General features: G+C 62.4%; 18 protein-coding genes. 9 read left to right on the top strand and 9 right to left on the bottom strand.

All coding sequences use genetic code 11. The annotated features are described in order from the left end of the window. Window positions 1-60: 60 nt before the first annotated feature. A complete protein-coding gene (locus BKP54_RS33280; RefSeq protein ID WP_057209994.1) occupies window positions 61-996 on the bottom strand; it encodes a LysR family transcriptional regulator in 936 nt (311 codons plus the stop codon). Window positions 997-1,195: 199 nt separating this feature from the next. Between BKP54_RS33280 and BKP54_RS33270 the strand changes: the two genes are divergently transcribed. Then, window positions 1,196-2,890: a GMC family oxidoreductase N-terminal domain-containing protein gene (locus tag BKP54_RS33270; protein WP_025429413.1), complete on the top strand. Its 1,695-nt coding sequence runs from the start codon at window positions 1,196-1,198 to the stop codon at window positions 2,888-2,890. A 94-nt stretch (window positions 2,891-2,984) separates the two neighbouring features. Here BKP54_RS33270 and BKP54_RS33265 read toward each other — a convergent pair whose 3' ends face one another. From BKP54_RS33265 to BKP54_RS33255, 3 genes are all read right to left on the bottom strand, one after another. Beyond that, complete coding sequence (locus BKP54_RS33265; RefSeq protein ID WP_084815626.1) at window positions 2,985-3,848, bottom strand: alpha/beta hydrolase; 864 nt, start codon at window positions 3,846-3,848, stop codon at window positions 2,985-2,987. A 230-nt stretch (window positions 3,849-4,078) separates the two neighbouring features. Continuing rightward, on the bottom strand, window positions 4,079-4,918 hold the full coding sequence (locus BKP54_RS33260) for a type 1 glutamine amidotransferase domain-containing protein (RefSeq protein WP_084815625.1): 840 nt from the start codon (window positions 4,916-4,918) through the stop codon (window positions 4,079-4,081). 41 nt (window positions 4,919-4,959) lie between these two features. Further along, complete coding sequence (locus tag BKP54_RS33255; RefSeq protein ID WP_084815622.1) at window positions 4,960-5,667, bottom strand: type 1 glutamine amidotransferase domain-containing protein; 708 nt, start codon at window positions 5,665-5,667, stop codon at window positions 4,960-4,962. A 101-nt stretch (window positions 5,668-5,768) separates the two neighbouring features. Here BKP54_RS33255 and BKP54_RS33250 point away from each other — a divergent pair, with 101 nt between their 5' ends. Together BKP54_RS33250 and BKP54_RS33245 are read left to right on the top strand one after the other, a co-directional pair. Beyond that, complete coding sequence (locus tag BKP54_RS33250) at window positions 5,769-6,674, top strand: LysR family transcriptional regulator (protein WP_025429417.1); 906 nt, start codon at window positions 5,769-5,771, stop codon at window positions 6,672-6,674. Between the two features lie 153 nt (window positions 6,675-6,827). Further along, window positions 6,828-7,508 carry a hypothetical protein gene (locus BKP54_RS33245; RefSeq protein ID WP_025429418.1) on the top strand — a complete coding sequence of 227 codons (681 nt, stop codon included), beginning with the start codon at window positions 6,828-6,830 and terminating at the stop codon, window positions 7,506-7,508. A gap of 24 nt (window positions 7,509-7,532) precedes the next feature. Here BKP54_RS33245 and BKP54_RS33240 read toward each other — a convergent pair whose 3' ends face one another. Together BKP54_RS33240 and BKP54_RS33235 are read right to left on the bottom strand one after the other, a co-directional pair. Further along, on the bottom strand, window positions 7,533-9,602 hold the full coding sequence (locus BKP54_RS33240) for a prolyl oligopeptidase family serine peptidase (protein WP_084815621.1): 2,070 nt from the start codon (window positions 9,600-9,602) through the stop codon (window positions 7,533-7,535). Window positions 9,603-9,773: 171 nt separating this feature from the next. Beyond that, on the bottom strand, window positions 9,774-10,679 hold the full coding sequence (locus BKP54_RS33235; protein ID WP_025429420.1) for a LysR family transcriptional regulator: 906 nt from the start codon (window positions 10,677-10,679) through the stop codon (window positions 9,774-9,776). Between the two features lie 130 nt (window positions 10,680-10,809). Between BKP54_RS33235 and BKP54_RS33230 the strand changes: the two genes are divergently transcribed. Continuing rightward, window positions 10,810-12,285, top strand: coding sequence for an MFS transporter (locus tag BKP54_RS33230; RefSeq protein WP_025429421.1), 1,476 nt, complete (start codon window positions 10,810-10,812; stop codon window positions 12,283-12,285). A gap of 31 nt (window positions 12,286-12,316) precedes the next feature. On the opposite strand, the gene BKP54_RS33225 is transcribed toward BKP54_RS33230, so the two are convergent. Both BKP54_RS33225 and BKP54_RS33215 read right to left on the bottom strand, forming a co-directional pair. After that, window positions 12,317-13,015, bottom strand: a complete 699-nt coding sequence (locus BKP54_RS33225) for a hypothetical protein (protein WP_128090563.1) — start codon at window positions 13,013-13,015, stop codon at window positions 12,317-12,319. Between the two features lie 114 nt (window positions 13,016-13,129). Further along, window positions 13,130-13,924 carry a hypothetical protein gene (locus BKP54_RS33215; RefSeq protein ID WP_128090562.1) on the bottom strand — a complete coding sequence of 265 codons (795 nt, stop codon included), beginning with the start codon at window positions 13,922-13,924 and terminating at the stop codon, window positions 13,130-13,132. Window positions 13,925-14,544: 620 nt separating this feature from the next. Between BKP54_RS33215 and BKP54_RS33210 the strand changes: the two genes are divergently transcribed. Next, the gene (locus BKP54_RS33210; RefSeq protein WP_057210010.1) at window positions 14,545-14,988 is read left to right on the top strand and encodes a hypothetical protein; all 444 of its coding nucleotides are present in this window, start codon (window positions 14,545-14,547) and stop codon (window positions 14,986-14,988) included. Window positions 14,989-15,016: 28 nt separating this feature from the next. On the opposite strand, the gene BKP54_RS33205 is transcribed toward BKP54_RS33210, so the two are convergent. Next, entirely contained in the window at window positions 15,017-15,262 is a 246-nt protein-coding gene (locus tag BKP54_RS33205) for a hypothetical protein (RefSeq protein WP_025429423.1), read from the bottom strand. A 207-nt stretch (window positions 15,263-15,469) separates the two neighbouring features. Between BKP54_RS33205 and BKP54_RS33200 the strand changes: the two genes are divergently transcribed. From BKP54_RS33200 to BKP54_RS33185, 4 genes are all read left to right on the top strand, one after another. Further along, window positions 15,470-15,718, top strand: a complete 249-nt coding sequence (locus tag BKP54_RS33200; protein ID WP_025429424.1) for a DUF1127 domain-containing protein — start codon at window positions 15,470-15,472, stop codon at window positions 15,716-15,718. 7 nt (window positions 15,719-15,725) lie between these two features. Further along, window positions 15,726-16,556: a helix-turn-helix domain-containing protein gene (locus BKP54_RS33195; RefSeq protein WP_025429425.1), complete on the top strand. Its 831-nt coding sequence runs from the start codon at window positions 15,726-15,728 to the stop codon at window positions 16,554-16,556. 606 nt (window positions 16,557-17,162) lie between these two features. Continuing rightward, entirely contained in the window at window positions 17,163-18,947 is a 1,785-nt protein-coding gene (locus BKP54_RS33190; protein WP_057222783.1) for an IucA/IucC family protein, read from the top strand. Then, a complete protein-coding gene (locus tag BKP54_RS33185) occupies window positions 18,931-20,691 on the top strand; it encodes an IucA/IucC family protein (protein ID WP_084815619.1) in 1,761 nt (586 codons plus the stop codon). Before BKP54_RS33190 ends, BKP54_RS33185 begins: the two co-directional genes overlap by 17 nt. Window positions 20,692-20,842 lie beyond the last annotated feature (151 nt).

Here is a 20,842-nt window from a genome sequence, read left to right as displayed (position 1 = left end):
GCAGCGCTGAGCCAAAAGGGAACTCGGCCGGAACGCAAACCAGGGCGCCATGCCCGCCCCTCAATGATCCGTCCGCCATATCCTGTCGATGACCTCGAAAGCGAGCGCGACGTTGGGATCGGTGCGTCGGGGCCGAAGACAGACGAAGCCGAGTGTGGTTTCGAGTTTGACCCTGTCGGCGATGACGAGGCCGCTTGCCTGCTGTTCGCTGAGCGCGATCGACTCCCGACAGAGGCTGAGACCAAGCCCCGTGCGAACCATGGCCAGCATCGACGCTTCCTGGTCGACGAGGGCGACGACGTTCTGCTTGAGGTTAAGTTCGCCGAGTTTTCTCGCAAGCAGCCGATGATGAACGGAGGCCGGCGGCGTTCCGATCCAGGGCAGCGCCGCAAGCTCGCTCCAGTCCCTTCCTGCGACGATACCGGCAAAGGCCGGCGGTGCGACGACACGATAGGTCAGCCTCGACAGCGGCTTGACGAAGAACTGCGCCTCGGCCTCCGCACTACGGACATCCGTGCTCGTGCCGAAATCATCGAGGTCGCCGAGAAAGAACCCGACATCGAGTTCGTTGCGCTTCAAACCGATCGCGACTTCACCGCTCATACCCTGGCGAAGGGTGGTTTCAATACCCGGCCCGCTTTCGACCAGGGCTTGGAGAAAGGCACCCAGCCTCGTGAATTCGGGGTCGATGATCGTTCCGATCCGCAGCTTGCCGCGAAGCTGCGCCGTCAGGTGCATCGCCGTCTGCCGGAACTCGGTCACCGACGCCAGCACCTGCTCGCCCTTGGCCGCCAGCAGCGCGCCGTCGCGCGTCAATTCGAGCCCGTTGGCGGTGCGATGGAACAGGGTGAGGCCCAATTCCTGCGACAGGCGCTTCACCTGCAGGCTGACGGCAGGCTGGGTCAGATGCAGCAGTTCGGACGCCCGCGTGACGTTGCCTTCCCGCGCCACCGTGACAAAAGCCCGCAACAATCGCAGATCCAGATGATCAGCCATATAAATATTCCTTATAATACTCAGGCGTATTTATCATTGGATTTCGTCATGCGGTAGCTTTTTACTGTCTTCTGGCGGATCGCAATGCCGCGATCGCTGACAAAAATTATAAAGGGTGGGATGATCTTCGGCCGATACGCGACCCTGCTCGCCGCGACCAGCCCATCGCCCTTTCGGCTGTGTTTGGAAAGTGCCTGCAATGAAGACCGACACCTCAACTGCTGATACCACCGTTTTCGACTATGTGGTCGTCGGCGCCGGCTCGGCCGGCTGCCTGCTTGCCAACCGCCTCAGCCGCGATCCCGGCAAACGGGTCCTGCTGATAGAGGCGGGCCGGCGCGACAACTATCCCTGGATCCATATCCCCGTCGGCTATCTCTATTGCATCGGCAACCCGCGCACCGACTGGCTCTACAAGACCGAGCCGGAAGCAGGATTGAACGGACGGTCGCTGCGCTATCCGCGCGGCAAGACGCTTGGCGGCTGCTCGTCGATCAACGGCATGATCTACATGCGCGGACAATCGCGTGACTATGAGAGCTGGGCGGCCCAGACCAATGATCGCGAGTGGTCCTGGGAGAATTCGCTCCAGGATTTCAAGGCCCATGAGGATCACTACCGGCTCGACGACGGTGCCGATCCCGTCACCGGCGACAACAGCCGGTTTTCCGACATGCATGGCCGCGGCGGCGAATGGCGGATCGAAAAACAGCGGCTGAAATGGGATATCCTGGAATCCTTTGCCGAGGCCGCGGTCCAGGCGGGCATTCCGCGCTCGGCCGATTTCAACAGCGGCGACAACGAGGGCGTCGGCTATTTCGAGGTCAATCAGAAGTCGGGCTGGCGATTGAACACCTCCAAGGCCTTCCTGCGGCCGGTGCGCCATCGCCGCAACCTGGTCGTCTGGACGGAGGCCGAAGTCGAAAAGCTGCTGATCGAAACGACAGCGGATGGCACCAAGCGCTGTACCGGTGTCTCGCTTTATCGCGGCCGCGACAAGGTGACCGTGCGGGCGACGAGCGAAGTCATTCTGTCGGCGGGGGCGATAGGCTCGCCGCAAATCCTGCAACTCTCAGGCATCGGACCGGCCGCGCTGTCGCATGCCATGGGTCTCTCCGTCGAACATGACCTGCCCGGCGTCGGCGAGAACCTGCAGGACCATCTGCAGATCCGCGCCGTCTTCAAGGTCAGGAATGCCAAGACGCTGAACACGCTGGCGAGCAATCTCGCCGGCAAGGCCCGGATCGGGCTCGAATATGTGTTGAAGCGCAGTGGACCGATGAGCATGTCGCCATCGCAACTTGGCGCCTTTTCCCGCTCCGACCCCGACCGCGCCCATGCCAATCTGGAATATCACGTGCAGCCGCTCAGCCTCGACGCCTTCGGCGAGCCGCTGCACAGCTTCCCGGCCTTCACCGCCAGCGTCTGCAATCTCAACCCGACGAGCCGCGGCCATGTGCGGATCCAGTCGCGCGACCGGGGCCAAGCGCCGGCCATTGCTCCGAACTATCTGAGCACGGACGAAGACCGCAAGATCGCCGCCGACAGTATCCGGCAGATCCGATCGATCGTCAGCCAGCCGGCGCTGGCACGATACGAACCGATCGAGTGGAAGCCTGGTATCGAGTTCCAAAGCGATGGCGAACTGGCGAAACTCGCCGGCGATATCGCCAACACCATCTTTCACCCCGTCGGCACCGCCAGGATGGGCGCCAAGGACGACGGTCTAGCCGTCGTCGACAGCCGGCTTCGGGTTCGGGGGATTGGGGGACTGCGGGTGGTCGATGCCAGCGTGATGCCGACCATTACCAGCGGCAACACCAGCGCGCCGACAATGATGATCGCGGAGAAAGCCGCGCGCTGGATCATCGGCGACGCACAAAGGCGAGCCTAACCGGGAGCGTTCGGACGGCCCCCCCATGACGACAGCTGCACGCAACACATTACCAACCGGCCTCGCCTGAGAAGACGAGGCGGGTTGGTGATTTCTACTGGAACATGCCCTTCGGCGTCTCGCCCTTGAAGAACGGCACGATCAAGGCCTCCAGCAGCTCCGGCTGGCCGATGACGGCGGTGTGCGAGGTCGCCGGCAGGATGGCAAGGCGCGAAGCCGGCAGCGGTTTGCCCATGTCGCCCATGCCGCCACCACCGAGCAGCCGGAACATCGCCACCGTATGTTCCAGTGTCGCGACATCGGCATCGCCGGCGATGATCAGCACCGGGGTCTTCAATGCCTTCACGTCCTTTTCCCACGCCATCGGCTCTTTCTCGAGCGCGATCAGCTTGGCGACGAGCGCCGGGAAGCCGTCCGGATTGGCGGCGAGCTTGCGGTAGTCGTCCGCAAACGGCATGCCGACGAACATCTCCACCGTCATCTGCGGGATGAATGCCTTGAATTCCGGTTGCCAGCCCTCGGCATCATAGCCGACGGAAGCCGCCGCCAGCTTGTTGACCTTGTCCGGATGGCGGATGGCGAGCTGCAGCCCGGCGGCCGCGCCCATGGAGTAGCCGAACACATCCGCCTTCTTGACGCCGACGGCATCCATGAACGCCGCCACGTCGTCGGCCAGGTTCGGATAGGTGATCGGCCGGTCGAAGTCGGTGGTGCGCCCATGCCCCTGGAACTCGATCGCGTAGACCTTGTTGGTCTCGGCGAGCTTGGGAATGATCGCCCCCATGGACGGAATATTCATATAGGCGCCGTGCAGGACGATGAGCGGCTCGCCCTCGCCGGACACTTCGTAATACATCTTCATGCCGTTGACTTCGACCCGCTCGCCAACCGGCTGGCCATCGGCAAGTGCCGGCCCGGCAATGTGCAAGGCTGCTGCGATAAGGGCAGTACGAAACATCATCTCTTTCCTCGCGGTTTCACGCGTTTTCGCAACGCTGACAATAAGACGAGCGAAATCTTCGCGAGCCGACATCGCCTTGCATTTTTTTGTCGCAATCGCACGCGAGCGTCAAACGGTCCTTAATGGGGAGCGGCTTGGGTTGAGGACGCATGGTTCGACGGCACCGAAAAACCTCGCCGTCCCCTAGGGATGGCGAGGTCAACTTTCCGTTCATGACGATGCCGGCGTTATTTCAGCCGTTCGACAAGCATTTCACCAACCTGCAAGGCAGAGGCCGGATTTTGCCCGGTGATCAATTCGCGGTCGACCACCACATTTGCCTGCCAGGGCGCCGCGTTGCTCTCATATTTTCCACCCGCCGCTTCGAGCGCCGTCTGCGGATAGAACTTCATCGCACCGCCATCGAGCAGGCCCCTGGCAAGTTCCTCCTCCAGGTTGCTGATGACGGTCATGCGATAGCCCGAATAGATCCATGCGGGCCGTTCGGGCTGTTGCGAGGCTTCGAGCTGGTCCGTAAATGCCTTTGCCTCCGCCAGTGTCGAAAGCAGCGCGATCGGGCCGTGGCAAACCAAAGCCGTGATCTTGCCGTTCTCGTGGAAATAGGCGAGCAGCTGCCCAAGCTGCCTGTCGTGCAGTAGATCCTGCATCGGCGCGTGGCCGCCGGGGATGTACACGGCATCGAAGGTCGCATAGCCGATCTGAGCGACGCGAGCGAGACCGATCACCGGCGATTTTTCCGGCGAGGTGATGGCCAGTTCGTCGAGCAGGCCCTGATAGACTTTCATCTGATCGGCACTGCCGCCGAAATAGGCCGGGTCCACGGATGTCCTGTCGACCGTCGGCACTTGCCCCCCAGGCGTGGCGAAGGTGATCTCGTGGCCGGCCTCCAGCAGTAGCTTCACCGGCTGCATCAATTCATTGAGATAAAAGCCAGTCGGGAATAACTTGCCGTCCTTGAGATCGAGATGGTCGGAGCCGGAAAGCACCACAAGAACCTTTGCGGCATTTGCGTCGGCAGTTGCAAAGGTGAGCGCGAGCGCGGCAGCAAGGCCACGCAGCCATTTCATCGGGTTGGTCATGATTGTCACTTTCTAAGTCGGAAGCTGCGTCAGTTTGTCTGGCAGGCAAGCAGCAGATCGCGCATGGCTTCGCCGACGCCATGGGCCGATTGCGGGTTTTGGCCGGTCACCAGCCGTCCATCCACCACGACATTGGACGTCCAGTCGGGAGCGGGTTGGTGGCGGGCGCCGCGCGCCGAAAGCGTGCTTGCCAACAGGAACGGCACGACGTCTTCGAGACCGACGGCGCGCTCCTCATCATCGGTAAAGGCACTGACATTCCGGCCCGCGACCAAATAACGGCCGTCACTGAGCTTTGCGTTCACGAGCGCCGAGGGACCGTGGCAGACGGCTCCGACCACGCCTCCCGCCTCATAGATCTCGCGGATCGCGGCTTGCGCCTCGAGGCTTTCGGGAAAGTCCCACATGGTTCCGTGGCCGCCGGCAAAGAAGATCGCCTGATAGCGGGACGGGACGATATCGGCGATGCGCGTTGTCGCCGCGACAGCAGCGCGAAAGCGCGGATCGGCCCAATAGCGTGCATTGATCTCGTCCTTGAGGTCGAGACCGTCGACCGGCGGCTCACCGCCTGCCACCGAGGCGAACTCTACCGAGATGCCCGCCGCCTCGAGCACGGCAAGCGGGTGCGTGACCTCGCCGAGAAAATACCCGGTCGGCTCACCCGTCTTTCCCTTGGTGGCGTGGCTCGTCAATACGAACAGTACGGGCTTTGTCAGCCCTTGGTCAGAAGCCGGCATCAGATCACCTCTTGGTTTCGCTGGTCTGGCAGGACTTTATTATCCCCACCGGAGGCGATAAATGATCTCAACTTCAATTCATTTGTTCTCCGGAGACAAAGATGCCCCGTCGTTTCGATTACCTCGCCGATGTCGAAGTGTTCGTGGCGGTGGCCGAGCACGGCTCGTTGACGGCCGGCGCCATCGCCCTTGGTACGACACCCTCCGTCGTCAGCCGCGCCATCTCGAGGCTTGAAGCGCGGCTCGGCAGCCAGCTCCTGCGCCGCACCACGAGGCGCATCGGTCTCACCCACGACGGACAGCATTTTCTCGACCAGGCGCGCTCCGCCTTCTCGACCATCGACGACGCCGAGCGCGCGATTCAGGGCGGCAGCGGCCAGATCGCCGGCCGCATCCGCCTCAGCGTGCCGACCACATACGGGCACTTCCGCCTGCCGCCGCAACTCTGCCGGTTCCGCGCGCTCCATCCCAAGGTCGAGGTCGAGCTCAACATTACCAACCGCAACGTCGACCTGGTTGCCGAAGGCTTCGATCTCGCCATCCGCATGGGTCAGTTGCCGGACAGTGGCCTTGTTGCCCGCAAGATCGAGGACGGGGCGATGTGCCTTGTCGCCGCGCCCGACTATGTCGCCCGTCGCGGTACCCCTCAGAGCATCGCCGATCTCGATCGTCACGACTGCGTGCCCTTCGTCATGCCGAGCACCGGTAGGTTCGCGCCCTGGATGTTCCATGACAACGGCCAGGATCTCGACTGGGCGCCCTCATCCGGCGGGCTTCAGGTGAGCGATGACGTGCTCGGCGTGGTGTCGATGGCCGAGCAAGGCGCCGGCATTTGCCAGACCTATGATTTTGTCGTCGAGCGCTCCATCCGGCAGGGGAGACTAATCGAGCTGCTGCCGCAGCTGAACGGGCGAACGCGATCGATCTCGATCGTCTACGCTCCCAATCGCCGGCTTTCCGCCGCGTCCCGCGCACTGATCGACGTCTTGGGCGAACGGCAAAGCTGACGGCGAAAGTGTTCGGGGCGTTGCGCGGTCCAATACAATTTATCCGACCACATCTTCCCAGACACACCCAAAGTCACAAAACTGTCACAAACAAAGGGCCGGATCGCCCGCGTTCAGTTCCGATTTGCCACAACAATGCGAGGACGAGACGCCATGAATGCCAAGGCACAGACGCATTCGCCGCCGGCCGAGGCCGGCAGATGGCATCGATCGGAAGCCGGCACGATCATCGCCGTCATCCTCGTTTCGGTCGCCATTCTCGCGTCCCTTGTGGTCGCCGACCGGGTCTTCGGCATCGACTATTACGACCTCGTGCGCGACCCGAACGCCATCGCCCGCAACCCCGGCTATTTCGGCATCGTCTCGAATATCGGGGTTATCTTCTGGATCGTCGGCGCGGCCGCAGCTCTTCAGGCTTTTGCGGCGACAAGGGCGGCCGAAGGGACCACGCCTCTCAGGCGAACGCTGCTTGCCGGTGGGCTCTTTGCAGCCCTGATGGGTATCGACGATTTCCTCATGCTGCATGAGGCGGTCGCGACCACGGGCATCCCGGAAGAAGTCGTCCTCGTGCCGCACATGCTCGTGCTTTGCGCCCTGTGCTACTGCGCCTACACGGTTCGGGCAGCAACGCCGCGACTGCTGCTCGTCGGCTCGGTCCTGTCGATGGGCCTGTCCTTCGCCGCCGATATGGCCCCGATCCATGTCGGCGGGGCCACCTTCTTCGAGGAGGCTTTCAAGCTGGTCGGCATCCTGTTCCTGAGCGCCTATCTCGTAACCATCAGCCACCAGGCGCTGCAGCATGGCGGGGCGTCGCGGCACCCAGCCATCGGATAGCAGCCTGTATGGGCTGAGCCACGGTCACGTCGTTCCACCGCTCAATGCCTGCTCAAGGAAGATGTACTTCATTGCCGTCTGGGCCGCCTGGATCCGGCGGTCGCCGCGCCCGCCGTGGCCGCCTTCCGTTTCCTCGAAGAACAGCGCGTTGGCATGGCCGGCGGCCTGCAGCCGTGCTGCCATCTTGCGTGCGTGGCCGGGATGCACCCGGTCGTCGGCGGTCGACGTCGTAAGCAGCACCGGTGGATAATCGGCGTCATCAGCGACGTGTTGGTAGGGAGAATAGGTCGCCAGCCAGGCCGCTTCCTCGGGCTTGGACGGATCGCCATATTCGGCCATCCAGGATGCTCCGGGCGGCAATTCCGTATAGCGCAGCATGTCGAGCAACGGCACTTCAATGAGCACCGCACCGAAAAGCTCGGGCCGCTGGGTCAGGGAAACGCCCGTCAGCAAGCCGCCGTTCGACCCACCTTGAATGCCGAGCATGGCAGGGGTCGAAATCCCGCGCCGCACCAGATCTTCGGCAACGGCGGCAAAATCGTCGAACGCGTTCTGCCGCTTGTCCTTAAGTGCTGCCTGATGCCATCGCGGACCGAACTCGCCGCCACCACGGATGTTGGCCTGGACATAGGCGTAGCCCTTTTCAAGCCAGAGCTTGCCGCGTACGCCGGCGTAGCCGGGCAGAAGCGGGACTTCGAAGCCGCCATAGCCGTAGAGCAATGCCGGCACCGGCTTTTGCTGGTCGCGACGCCGAACGACAAAATAGGGAACGAGGGTGCCATCCCTCGAGCGTGCCTCGAACTGCTCCGATATCAGCTCTGACGCATCGAAACGCGCCGGCTGCGCCTTGACTGTCACCAGCGTCTCGCCGTCATCGTCAGACCAGATGATCGAGCTCGGCGTCAGAAAATCGGTGAAGGAGAACGAGACGCTTGAGCCGAACTGATTGATATGGCTGATGCCGACATTGCCGTTTTCGGGCAGAGCGAGCGGTGTGAGCGACCACCCCCCTTCGCCGCGTTCGGCAAACACCACGCGGCCGCGCACATTGTCCATCAGGCTGATGAACAGGCGGTCGCGCGTGCTGGCGACATGCGCAATCGAAACACGCTCTGCGGGCGGCAGCACCGTTTCGATGGCGCCGAGTTCACCCGTTTCCAGCCAGCGCTTGAAATCGAAGGCGTAGAGCCCGTCCGGCAGACATGCCACGCCACCGGGCGCGGACCAGACGCTGCGCACCGCGAAGACGATCTGGCCTTTCAGAATTGCGATGTCGGCGACGTCGTCCGGCAGCGGTAGCCGCCGTTTTTCTCCCGAAGCCAGCCTGACGAAATGATGGCCGGAATAGAAATCGATCGTCCTTGTCAGCAGCAGGTACTGCGCGTCGCCATCGAATTCGAGCGAGCCGCCGACAGCAAGATCCTCGACCTGCCCTTCGAAGATCGGCACCGCCTCGCTGAGATCCGTGCCCCGCTTCCACAGCTTCACGACGCGCGGATAGCCGGATTGCGTGCGTTCTTCCTCCTCGAAGGCGGCCGCAACGATGACCGTGTTGATGTCGAGCCAGCTGAAATTTGATTTCGAAACGGGTGCACGGAACCCGCCCTCGACAAAGCTGTCGGTTTCGATGTCGAACTCGCGCATCTCGCTGGCGTCGCCGCCATCGGGCGACAGGCTCAGGAGGCAACGGTCGAAATCCGGATAGAGGCGGCGCGCGCCGCTGAACACCCATTTGACGCCTTCCTTTTGCGAAAGCGCGTCGAAGTCGATGATCGTTTGCCAATCCGGCTTTTCGGTCTTGTAGGAAGCCACAGTGGTGCGGCGCCAGAGGCCAAGCACGTTGGCCTTGTCCTGCCAGAAATTGTAGACATGGCCGCGCAGTTCATAGCCGACGGCGATGTTGTCCTCTGCGGTCATCAGCTCCAGCGCCGTTTCGAACCGCGCCTGATAGGAAGGATCGCCTTGCAGCCTCTCTTTCGTCAGCCCGTTCTGGCGATGCACCCAGTCGAGCGCGGGCTTGGATGTCCTATCCTCCAGCCAAAGGAGCGGGTCTTCGGCAGGTGTCGAAAGCTGAGGGGCAACGGACTTGGTCATGAAATCTCCAGCGACAATATCAGCGAGGCAATCGGGACGTGTAGCAGCGGTATATGTTGTCTCATCACCTGGCTTTGCAATGCCAAAGGTCGATTAGCGGCGTGGCCATGTTGGGGAGGCGCGGCTTGCCGATAGGCCACTTTGAAAGTCCTGTGATCCCAACGCAGTTGTTTACCGATCGGCAAGCTGGGCCAGGCAGACCTCGCGAACGCAGGCACGGAGCCAACGGTGCGCCGGATCGGCATCAAGCCGCGGGTGCCAGAGCATTGAGACGGTAACCTCAGGCACCGGAACTGGCAGAGGGAAACTGTGCATGCCGGCGCGCAGGTTTCCCGTATGCCGTTCAGGGACGCTGGCGATAAGGTCCGATCCGCGCGCAAGTGCGAGCGCCGCCGAGAAGCCCCCGACCGTGGTGACGATCTGTCGCTTGAGCCCAAGCTTTTCCAGGGCGTCGTCGATCGGCCCCCTGTCGAGACCACGCCGGGAGACGAGCACATGCCGGCCGCCGGCATAGCCGGCTGCGGTCAGCGGGCCGAGGCTCAAGGGGTGCTCCCGGCGCACGACACCGATGAAGCGATCCCGGAACAGCGCCTGCGTTTGCACTTCGGGGCCGGTCGCAGGCCCGATCACACCGGTTTCCAGATCGACGCTGCCGTCGCGCAACGCGCCGCTTTCCTTGTTCGGCTTTGGCAGAAAGCGCAGGCGGACGCCGGGCGCTTCATCGCCGATGCGCCTGAGAAGGTCCGGACCGAAATTCTCCACGAACCCCTCACTCGTCCTAATCGTGAAGGTGCGCGTGAGCTGGCCGACCTCGAGCATTTCGGCCGGGCGCAGGACCGCTTCGGCTTCATCGACGAGTTGACCGACACGCTCGCGCAGTTCCAGTGCCCGCGGTGTCGGAACGAGGCCGCGCCCGGCGCGCACCAGAATCGGATCGCCCGTCACCGCCCTGAGCCGAGCAAGCGCCCGGCTCATCGCCGAAGGGCTGAGCCGCAGACGCTCGGCGGCGCGCGCGACGCTGCCTTCCGCAAGCAGAACATCGAGGGTGACCAGCAGATTGAGATCGGGTTTCGACATTCGCTTGGTATAGCGCAGTTTGATCGGGATGTGGCGCCTGATGCATGAATAAAGTGCAAATCATGCGCCTTCCGCCATGTCACGCAGACGCCTAGGCTTCTGGCAGCTCCATTTCGGAGATTGCCAACAGATGGAGCTTGTCTTGAAGCGCGATATTGCAGTACCCGCCGAGCCAAATGTCGGAGCCATTGGACGGACGCGTTCGGTCCGATGGGCGCTGGCCAGCCTGTCGCTCTCCATGTTGTTGTCGGCGCTTGGCACCAGCATCGCCAATGTCGGCCTGCCGACGCTGGCCAGCACCTTTGATGCGCCGTTCCAGGACGTGCAATGGGTGGTGCTTGCCTATCTGCTCGCCATCACCGCGTTGATCGTCGGCGTCGGCCGGCTCGGCGACATCGTCGGCCGACGCCGACTGCTGCTCGGTGGCGTCGCATTCTTTACGCTTGCCTCGGGCCTAAGCGGCTTCGCCCCGACGCTCTGGCTGCTGATAACCGCCCGCGCGGCGCAGGGGCTCGGCGCGGCAATCATGATGGCACTGACCATGGCTTTCGTCGCCGAGACGGTGCCGAAGGCACGCACCGGCAGCGCCATGGGGCTGCTCGGAATGATGTCCGCGATCGGCACTGCGCTCGGGCCATCGCTCGGCGGCGCGCTGATCACCGGCTTCGGCTGGCGCGCACTTTTCCTCGTCAATGTGCCGCTCGGTTTCCTCACATATGTGCTTGCGCATCGCCATCTGCCTGCCGACCGCCAAGGGACGACGCCCACCCCTGCCCGCTTCGATGTGCCAGGCACCGTCGTGCTGGCATTGACGCTGGCGGCCTACGCGCTTGCCATGACCATCGGCCGCGGCCAATTCGGCCCGCTCAATATCGTTCTGCTGCTGGCCGTGGCCCTGGGCGTCGCGGCTTTTGCAATGGTCGAAACGAAGGTCGCATCCCCGTTGATACACTTGGCGATGTTTGGCGATCCGGCCTTGAGCACGAGCCTGATCAGCAATGCGCTGGTCTCGACGGTGATGATGACGACTTTGGTTGTCGGTCCCTTCTATCTCACGCGCGCCCTTGGCCTCGATCCGGCAGCGATTGGGCTGGTGATGTCGGTCGGTCCGGTGGTGGCGGCATTGAGCGGCATACCGGCGGGCCGCTTCGTCGACCGGTTCGGCGCGCGACCGGTGATGATGGCCGGACTTGCGGCAATCGCGGCCGGCGCCGCAGCACTCTCCATCCTGCCGGCAACATTCGCCATCCCGGGCTACCTCGCGCCCATCGTCGTCGTCACCGCCGGCTATGCTCTCTTCCAGGCGGCCAACAACACCGCCGTCATGGCGGACGTGCCGCCGGATCGCCGCGGCGTCATCTCGGGCATGCTCAACCTGTCGCGCAACCTGGGGCTCGTCACCGGCGCATCCGTCATGGGCGCCGTCTTCGCCTTGGCATCGGCGGCATCCGACATCGCCACGGCACCAACCGAGGCCGTCGCGTCAGGCATGCGGGTCACCTTCGCTGTCGCGGCGGGCCTCATTCTCCTGGCGGTCGTCATCGCTCTTGCGGGTCGCGTGCTCGTGGCTCGCTTGGCGTTGCCGAACGACGCACGGGAGCGCTGACGGTGGTGAAAGTCCAGCGCCTTGCCGGCTTCTATTCCAGATCCATCGTGGTGAATACCCGGCAATTGTTGGGCGCAGGCGTGCCCCGGCAAATCTGCGCATCGACCAGTTGATCGACCGCGAGCGTGCTCGTCACCAGAAGCGCCTTGAACAGTTGCCAGCGACCGAGATTACCGTCCTCGTTGCGCGGGCCATCGACCAGGACCTGGTATCGCACGCCCATTTCGCCGTAATACGCCGCCAGCTTTTTGGTGCCGGCCTCGCTTGCAGCGACGATCGGAATAGCCTCGATCGCCGTTCCATCTCCGGCGAGCCGTCGCACGCCGGCCGCCAGAACCAGAGTGCATGCCTGCGCGCAGCGTCCACGCGAAACCGCCGCGCCGACATAGTCTGCCCCTCTGTTATCGTTTGCCGTACACCCCTCCTGATCCGGCTGGCATCCGGCAAAAACGGTCCTGCCGACAGCCACACTCAGCCCATTCCTGCGGACGAGGCGGCCGATCGCCATGGCAGCGGCCATGTCACCACCAGGCGATGCAAGGACCAATGGCAGCTTGCGGCCACCGAGCGTCCTTAACGTCGCCTTCAGCAAAGTCGGTGTTTTCGGGCCGATCATGCCCTCGGCGGATATCCATTCCGTGCATGTCGGCTCGCAATCGGCCTGGTTCGAGCGCACGACGACGAACCGCATCTGCTGCTCTGCCGTTTTTGCCGACTGTGGGATCAACATGCTTGAGGTGGCCGCGAGACAAATCAGCAGCGCCGCCCGCCTCAGGCGGGACAACCTCGTGTCGTCAGGCGGACTCCATACAGACATCCTGATCTCCAGCCACGATCCGCGGGTCTAACGCTCAAGGTCCGACATCACGAATACCCGGCAATTGGCGGCCGCCGGCACCGTCCTGCAAGCCTCGACCGACGTCAGCAGTTCGACCCCGCCCAACTTCGTCGTCAGCTTCATCTCCAGCATCGCAACGGGCTCGATCTTGCGAATGTCGGCGGCGGGCGTGATCTTCATCAGATCGATGACGGCACGACCGACACCCATTTCCGCGAGATAGGCCGCCAGCTTGCGCTCGGTCGCCTTGTTCATTTCATAGGTCTTGTAGCCGCCGACATTCCTGCGACTGACGACCGTCTTGCTGGTTATCTTCTTCTTGCCGTTCACGACGCGATACTTCGCCCGATACTGCGTCTCGATCTGGACGTAGGTTGTGGTGATCTGGTGCACGCCCAGGAACGCCCACTCGCCGACAACGCGTCCGGTGCCGCCAGCAAGCATCAGCGGGCAGGCCGAGTTGCAATAGGCTTCGCCAGAATAGGCGATGCCGATATGGCGCGCGCCCTTGCCGTCATTGTCACGGCAATCCTGTTGCTCCGGCTGACAACCGATGAAGCGGGTCTTACCGACCGCCGCTTCAAGTTTTCGCGTTCTGATCATCCGCCCGATCGCAAGCGCAGCATCGACATCTCCGCCGGGCGACGTTACGACGATCGGCAGGCGACGGGTGCCGATGGACTTGAGCAGTTTCTTGAAGAGCGCCGGGGTTTCGTCAACGATCGTGCCCTCGGCCGATATCCACTCCGGGCAGGTCGGCTCGCACCCGGTCTGGCCGCTGCGAACCACGAAAAATTGCATCTCCGCGCCTTCCGGCTGTGATGCGCGAGCCGCTACGGCCGGGGCCATCAGCCCAATCAACAGCCAGACGAAGACCATTGAACGCCAAAACACTTCGCGTGGAAATGCCGTGCCCAGCAATGAAAAGCACCTCCTTCCGACCGTTTGTGCGCCGGAGGTTAAGAGCGGAGGGATCTCACCCGATCCTGCCTTGCATCTCCGTGCTGCGCCGGACTGAACAAATTTCTATGCTGCAAATAGGAGTATCGAAACGAATGGCTCTGCGGGCACGATCGTTGAGATCGTGCGTCATAGAGCGAAATGAGAATGTTGGTTGCGCCAGTCAAGAATGAAATCGAGAATAGCACGCCCCATTAATATAAGGCAATACTCATATAAATGAAATCGCTCGACGTGCGCGATGCGATCAGCCGACACCGTTGCGGCTTGGTGATCACCCAACTCCCGGAATTCTCGACTTCTTCAAAGGATAGGCTGTCAGGAGGCGCGGCATCAATCGTGCTCAAGTCACTGCGGCGAAATGATAATCGTTGGCGCAGCACCGATCAGACGCGCGGGGGGACTAGATACGCCGCCGACGCTTTGACAACATAGGCGCTCAAGGCAGGGTTGGCGATTCGATGACGATATACTTCAAGGCAGCGGTTTCCGATGACGTGGCATTCGGGATGATCGAGCAATGTTTTTCCGATCCGGACGACTATGACGGCTATCTCGACATCTTTGGCGATCACACCGAGCAGACCGTTTCATGGAGCAAGGGCAGGTCGGCAGATGAGTTCAAGGATCAGATAACCGAAGCACTGCGTTCGGCCTGGGAGGCGGCACGTTTCTGGCAGGTTTACGAACGGCGTGAAGGCCGGGACGACGTCGGCACCAATGAAATTCGAAGAGCCGCCATCGACCTGACGCGGGCCTATGGTGGCGTGATTGTGATCACGCTCAGCCTGCTTGGACGACGCAGCAGCGCGAACGATCTCGAACTCGTGTTCCTTTGCTTCCAGGAAGATGCCCAACGCCGCAATTTCCGCGTGCGCTACGACGGAAAATTCGTGTCTGCCTGAAGCCATGGATGCTTAAAGACGACGGGTGTTAGTGACGTTTTCTCGAGAGCAGCTGCGAGGATGCCATCTCTTCGAGAATGTGGAGGTCCTCGTTAAGCGTCGTGCGATGCTTGTGCGACAGGTTGACGAGACAGTCCGCAATTTCGTCGGAAGTCCAACCCGCGGCCTCCGCACGGTCGACCAGTTCCAGGAAGGCACCTTCAACCGCGCTCTCGCAATCCGGCTCCCGATCCGGGTGTCCATGACTGACGAGCGGCACAGCGATTTTAGTCATGACCGATCCTCCGGGGCGAAGAATAGCGCCGCGGCAAGGGCCTGCAAAGCGACCAAGGTCCTATCCTTGCAGCGACCTTGGTATTTCGAGACGCCGGTCGCCAAATGCCAAGGCGAGCCCCCATCGATTGCTAAATAATCTGACAGCGGCGGCGGCCACGACGCGTCATCCTGCCATCATCGGAAACGAATGACAGGAGATGATCCGATGGCGGACACAGCTTCATCCCATGACAACCTGATCTATGTCTCCCCTCGCCTGATCGGCCCACGAGACCGATTTTCGACGGCACTCGAAACACATGGCTTTTCCCGGCGGCTGCTTGCGCGGGTATCCCGCTGGATGGAGACGCAGCGCGGGCGCCTGGATCTGCTTGCGCTTTCCGATCATCAGCTGAAGGATATTGGCCTGTCGCGCGGGGCCGCCTATAACGATTTCTACAAACGCGACGAATAGGACCGCAATGTCCCAGTTTTCGTGCCAGACGCTTCTCGACACCTCGACCGCCTCGCTGCGGGACGTGGTCTGCGATGGCGCGTGTCGCGGGAAAAGCGGCGAGGAATGCTCCCACCGCACAAGCCTCGTCTATCCCTATCGCGGCGTGTTCATGCGGCATGTGGGCAAGGCCGATACGGTGGCTGAATCCAATCAGGTGATCTTCTTCAACCGCAGCGAAGACTATCGCGTCAGTCATCCGATCGAAGGCGGCGATGCATGCCTCGACGTGCAAGTGGACGAAGCCATCCTCTGCGAACTCGCGCCGAAGGAGCAATTGCGGTCGGGGGCGCTTGCCGCGTTCAAAAGACCGCGCCGGCGGATCGATCCACGAGCGCAGGCGCTTGTCGCGCTGTTGCGTTACAGCCTTCGCCGCGGGATTGCCGAAACGCTCGAAGCCGAGACCCTGACGCTGACATTGATCCGGCGTTCGCTCGGCGAGAGGACGTCGCATAGCGCTGCTACGACCTATGGGCGCGAAAAGCTGGTCGATCGGGCCAAGCTGGTTCTTTCGACCGATCTCGCCCGCCGCTGGACATTGGCCGAGGTGGCAACGGAGGTCGGCGTGTCACCTGTTTATCTCACCCAGGTTTTCCAGCAGGTCGAAGCCATGCCGCTCTATCGCTATCAGTTGCGGCTGCGGCTTGCGCGAGCGCTGGACCTGCTCGGCTCCTGCCATGACCTGACGGCACTCGGCCTCGACCTCGGCTTTTCCAGCCACAGCCATTTCAGTGCGTCCTTCAAACAGGCCTATGGGCGCACGCCCGCCGAATTCCAGCGCGCCCTGCATCTGCGCTAATACCCAAAATTGCCTGCCGGAGGGCCGTGTCGCCACGCCCCGCCGGGCGATTGCGACGTGCGACCCGGCACCGATCCACCTTGGGGCCGGGCTCGGATTTAACTGGACAAAAATAATCATAAAAAAATTCCGGATCGGTGAAAAAAAATCGGGAGCCGGTCGTCTTTGTATGAAAGCGCCTGCTGAAGCACCGCGCCGAAGCCGAGACGGGTGGAAGATGAGCTCACCGGAATGCCGCAACGGACGTCCGCCGTTCGAGGAAAAACGTGACCGCACAGGTTCGTTTCTTCCTGGAGCGATGGCGACCGATGCATTGACGTTCACGACCTGGCACGCGGCGTCGCCGACACACATCGCTTCCGTCCGCACCAACCGTTCAAACGGACGTCGTCAATCGCGCCCGCCTGGGCCAACCTCATGTGGCGCCCGGCTGTCAGCCCGCCATATCCTGCGCCAATCCCATCCGCCTCCTCGGGCGGCTGGCAGACCGTGCGTGATGCATATCACGCCGACCTGAGCCCGTTCACTACGAAAACTCAATGCGTTGCGCCTCCCACGCGACGCGATTGCGCGACTTTGCATGTCGCGTGCCGAGGATCGACAGACATGAAATCGTCTAGGCAAATCGCAGAAACTGCGACATTTCAAAGCTTCGCCAACTGCTACCTCAGGGAGGTCAATCCCGGCGTGCCGGTCATGCACCGGACCGCCAGCGGATCCTGCGACAGCATCGAATGGTCGCTTCCCCGCCAGCAAATGATCCTGCGCGTCGAGGTCACCTCATCGTCGCTGTGCGGCCCGCTTCACTTCGGCAGGGCCTGGGGGCGCAACGTCTCCGATCCGTCGTGGCGTCCGATCGAGCTGATGTCTGCGCTCCATATGCTGGTCCAGGCCGCCTACCGTCAGGACGACGCCGGTCAGACAGATGCGTTGCGCGGCTTCGAGCTCGAGCTTCTGATCCGGGTGCTCGAAAGCTATCAGCAGACCGCCCTCTACGTCGACAGGGCGCAACCGCGTCAGGAAGACGCCAACGATTTTCTCGAGGCCGAGCAGTCACTTGTCTTCGGGCACTGGCTGCACCCCACGCCGAAGAGCCGGCAGGGCATGACCTATTGGCAGCAGGAAAGCTATGCGCCGGAACTGCGCGGCCAGTTCAAGCTGCATTATTTCGCTGCGAAGGCGGACCACGTCAGTCACGCATCCTCCCGCTCGATACAGGCACCGGATATCATCCGCTCGCTGTCAGGACTTGACGCGGAATGGCTGGGCCTTGCCGGTGACGAATGCCTGCTGCCGATGCACCCGTTGCAGGCGGAAGCCCTGCTTCTCGATCCCGGTATTCAGGCGATGCAGCGGGCCGGCATCCTGCGTCACCTCGGCCCAACCGGTTCTCTCTTCAGCGCAACGTCGTCCGTCCGCACGGTCTATGGTGCTGCTGAAGACTGGATGCTCAAGTTTTCGCTGCCGGTGCGCATCACCAATTCCGTGCGCCTGAACCGAAGGCAGGAGCTGGAGGCCGGTGTCGCCATGGCCAAGCTCGTCGACCGGATCGGCCTGGCTAAACGCGCGGCGAACTTCAGGATCATCCAGGACCCGGCCTATATCACGCTCGATTTGCCGGGTCACAGCGAGAGCGGCTTCGAGGTCATCCTGCGCGAAAACCCCTTCGCGCGCGGCAACGGACAGGGCGTCATAACCGTGGCCGCGCTGACGGCCGACCCGCTTGCGCAAACACCGTCGAGGCTCGAAAAACTCCTGCGCACGCTCGCCGCAAGGGACGGAGAGCCTCTCGCCGACACCTGCATAATCTGGTTCCAACGGTATCTCGAATGCGCCGTAGAACCGCTGATCCGGCTTTACGAAGACTATGGCGTCGCGCTTGAAGCGCATCAGCAAAATAGCCTGCTCGACATCGGCGCCGGTTACCCGTCGGTCAGCTACTACCGCGACAACCAGGGTTTTTATCTCTCCGAACGTTATCGTGGCCTGCTGGCAAGTCTCGTCCCGGAAACCGAGACGATCCCGTCGCTCTATTTTCCCGAAAGCGAGATCCGCGACCGCTTCGCCTATTACCTCATCGTCAATCAGGTGTTCTCGGTCATCAGCCGCATGGGCCACGACGGATTGTGCGACGAAGGCACGCTTCTCAGGATGCTCCGGAACCACCTGGAGCAATGCGCGCTCGGCATGACCGGCGCCGGACGGGATTTCGCCCGGCATGTGCTGGACCTGCCGACGATCGCGTCGAAGGCCAACCTGACCACCCGGCTGTTCAATGTCGACGAACTGCAATCCGACCACGCGCCGGTCCTTTATCGCCCCGTTCCAAACCCTTTGCGGGCACCCGCGGCGCTGACGACCCTGAGGACCAGCCATGCCATTGCCTCTTGATCTCCGGGGACGCCCCGACGACCGGGTGCTTCGCCAGCTTGCCGCCGCCCTTCTGTTCGAAGGCGTCATCCAAGCGCGCCAGAGCGAGGGCGGCGGCGATGGTGCAACGCATTTTCGTTGGACGCTCGGCGGCCGCGACTTTCGGTGCGATGCCATCCTCGGTGCATTCGGGCGAATCCGGCCATTGCCGGGATCGGTGCAGATGCGGGAAAGCGACGGCAGCTGGGGCGAGGCGTCGCTCTCGGTTATGGTTTCGGCCCTGCCCGGCAGCGGCATCACCCGCGGCAAGCTGCTGAACGAGATGAAGCAGACGATCGCCTTTTCCGAGTGGAACGACCGCCATCTTATCGCCCGTCCCCGACGGGAGATGTCCTTCGCCGAGCTCGAAGGTGCAATCGACGAGGGGCATCCCTACCACCCCTGCTATAAGGCCCGCACCGGCTTCTCCCAGGCGGACCATGCCCTCTTCGGCCCGGAGGCCGGCCAGTCGTTTCAGCTCGTCTGGCTGCTCGTCGCGCGCAAGCATCTGCGCCGGGCGCTGCCCGACACAGAAGAGGCATTCTGGCGGACCGAACTTGGCGGGGAAACCTGGGCGCATCTTCAGGGCATGCAACAGCAGCTCGGTGTCTGCACTGAGGATTTCGGGCTCGTGCCGCTGCATCCGTGGCAATGGCGCAACCTGAGCGAAACGCTGCTTGCCGGCTGGATCGCAGACGGCGATGCCCATTGCCTCGGCCCGGCGGGCGACCGCTACACGGCGACCCAGTCGGTACGCTCGTTGCTCAACCAGGACCGACCGCACGCGGCAAGCGTCAAGCTACCGCTCAACATCGTCAACACGTCCTCGCGGCGCATCCTGGAGCCGCATTCGGTCTGCACCGCGCCGGTTATCTCAAGCTGGATCGGCGAGATCGTCGCTTCGGATCCGCTGTTCAGCGAACAATACCCGCTCACCATACTGCAGGAATATGCCGGGATCATCGCCGATGCGGACGAGCCGCTGGCCGGACAAGTGGGCGCGATCTGGCGCCAGAGCGCGCAGGCAATGCTTGAAACCGGAGAAGCCGTCGTTCCCTTCACCGCGTTGATGATGATGGAGACAGACAGGCGGCCCTTTGCCGACGACTGGATCCGGCGCTTCGGCCTGATGCCATGGATCAACCGGTTGCTCGAAGTCGCCGTCCTGCCGGTCTGGCATCTGCTCGTCCATCACGGTATCGCCGTCGAGGCGCATGGCCAGAACATGCTGCTCGTGCACCGCGACGGATGGCCGGTACGGTTGATCCTGCGGGACTTCCACGAAAGCATCGAATTCTCGCAGGGCTTTCTGCGCGAACCGGAAAAGGCGCCCGATTTTCCATCCCTGCATCCGCTCTACCGGGACGCCGAGCTGGACCAGTTCTACTGGACGGACAATCTGGATTCGCTGCGCGAACTGGTGATGGACACTCTGTTCGTCTACAATCTGAGCGAGGTCAGCCATCTTCTCGACCATTGCTACGATCTTCGCGAACCGCTGTTCTGGCAGCGGGTCGAAAGCCTGCTGTCAGCCTATCCGCATAGGCATGCCACGGCGGGCCGGCAGGCGCAGCTCGGCCACGACGGCCCCGAAATTCTCACCGAATCCCTGATGACGAGGAAGCTCTTCGCCCGCAAGCCCGAGTACCACCACGTGGTGCCCAATGCCTTGGCCGCGGACAGGCTTCAACAAAGGAGGTGGCATGAAAGAGGCCGCCCCCGCTGAGAGAACGGATCAGTGAGATGCCAATGATGATCGAGGGACAGTCACGCTTCCGGCCTTTCGGCTTACCTTATTGGGGTTTCGAAGATCTCAACAAGGGAGTTGGAAGCATGACTGCCTCTTATGATTACCATATCGGCGTCGACTACCACAA

This window comes from Ensifer sp. 1H6 (genome assembly GCF_001976035.1).
Taxonomy (GTDB): Bacteria; Pseudomonadota; Alphaproteobacteria; order Rhizobiales; family Rhizobiaceae; genus Ensifer; species Ensifer canadensis.
This window is presented reverse-complemented; position numbering and strand designations above follow the sequence as displayed.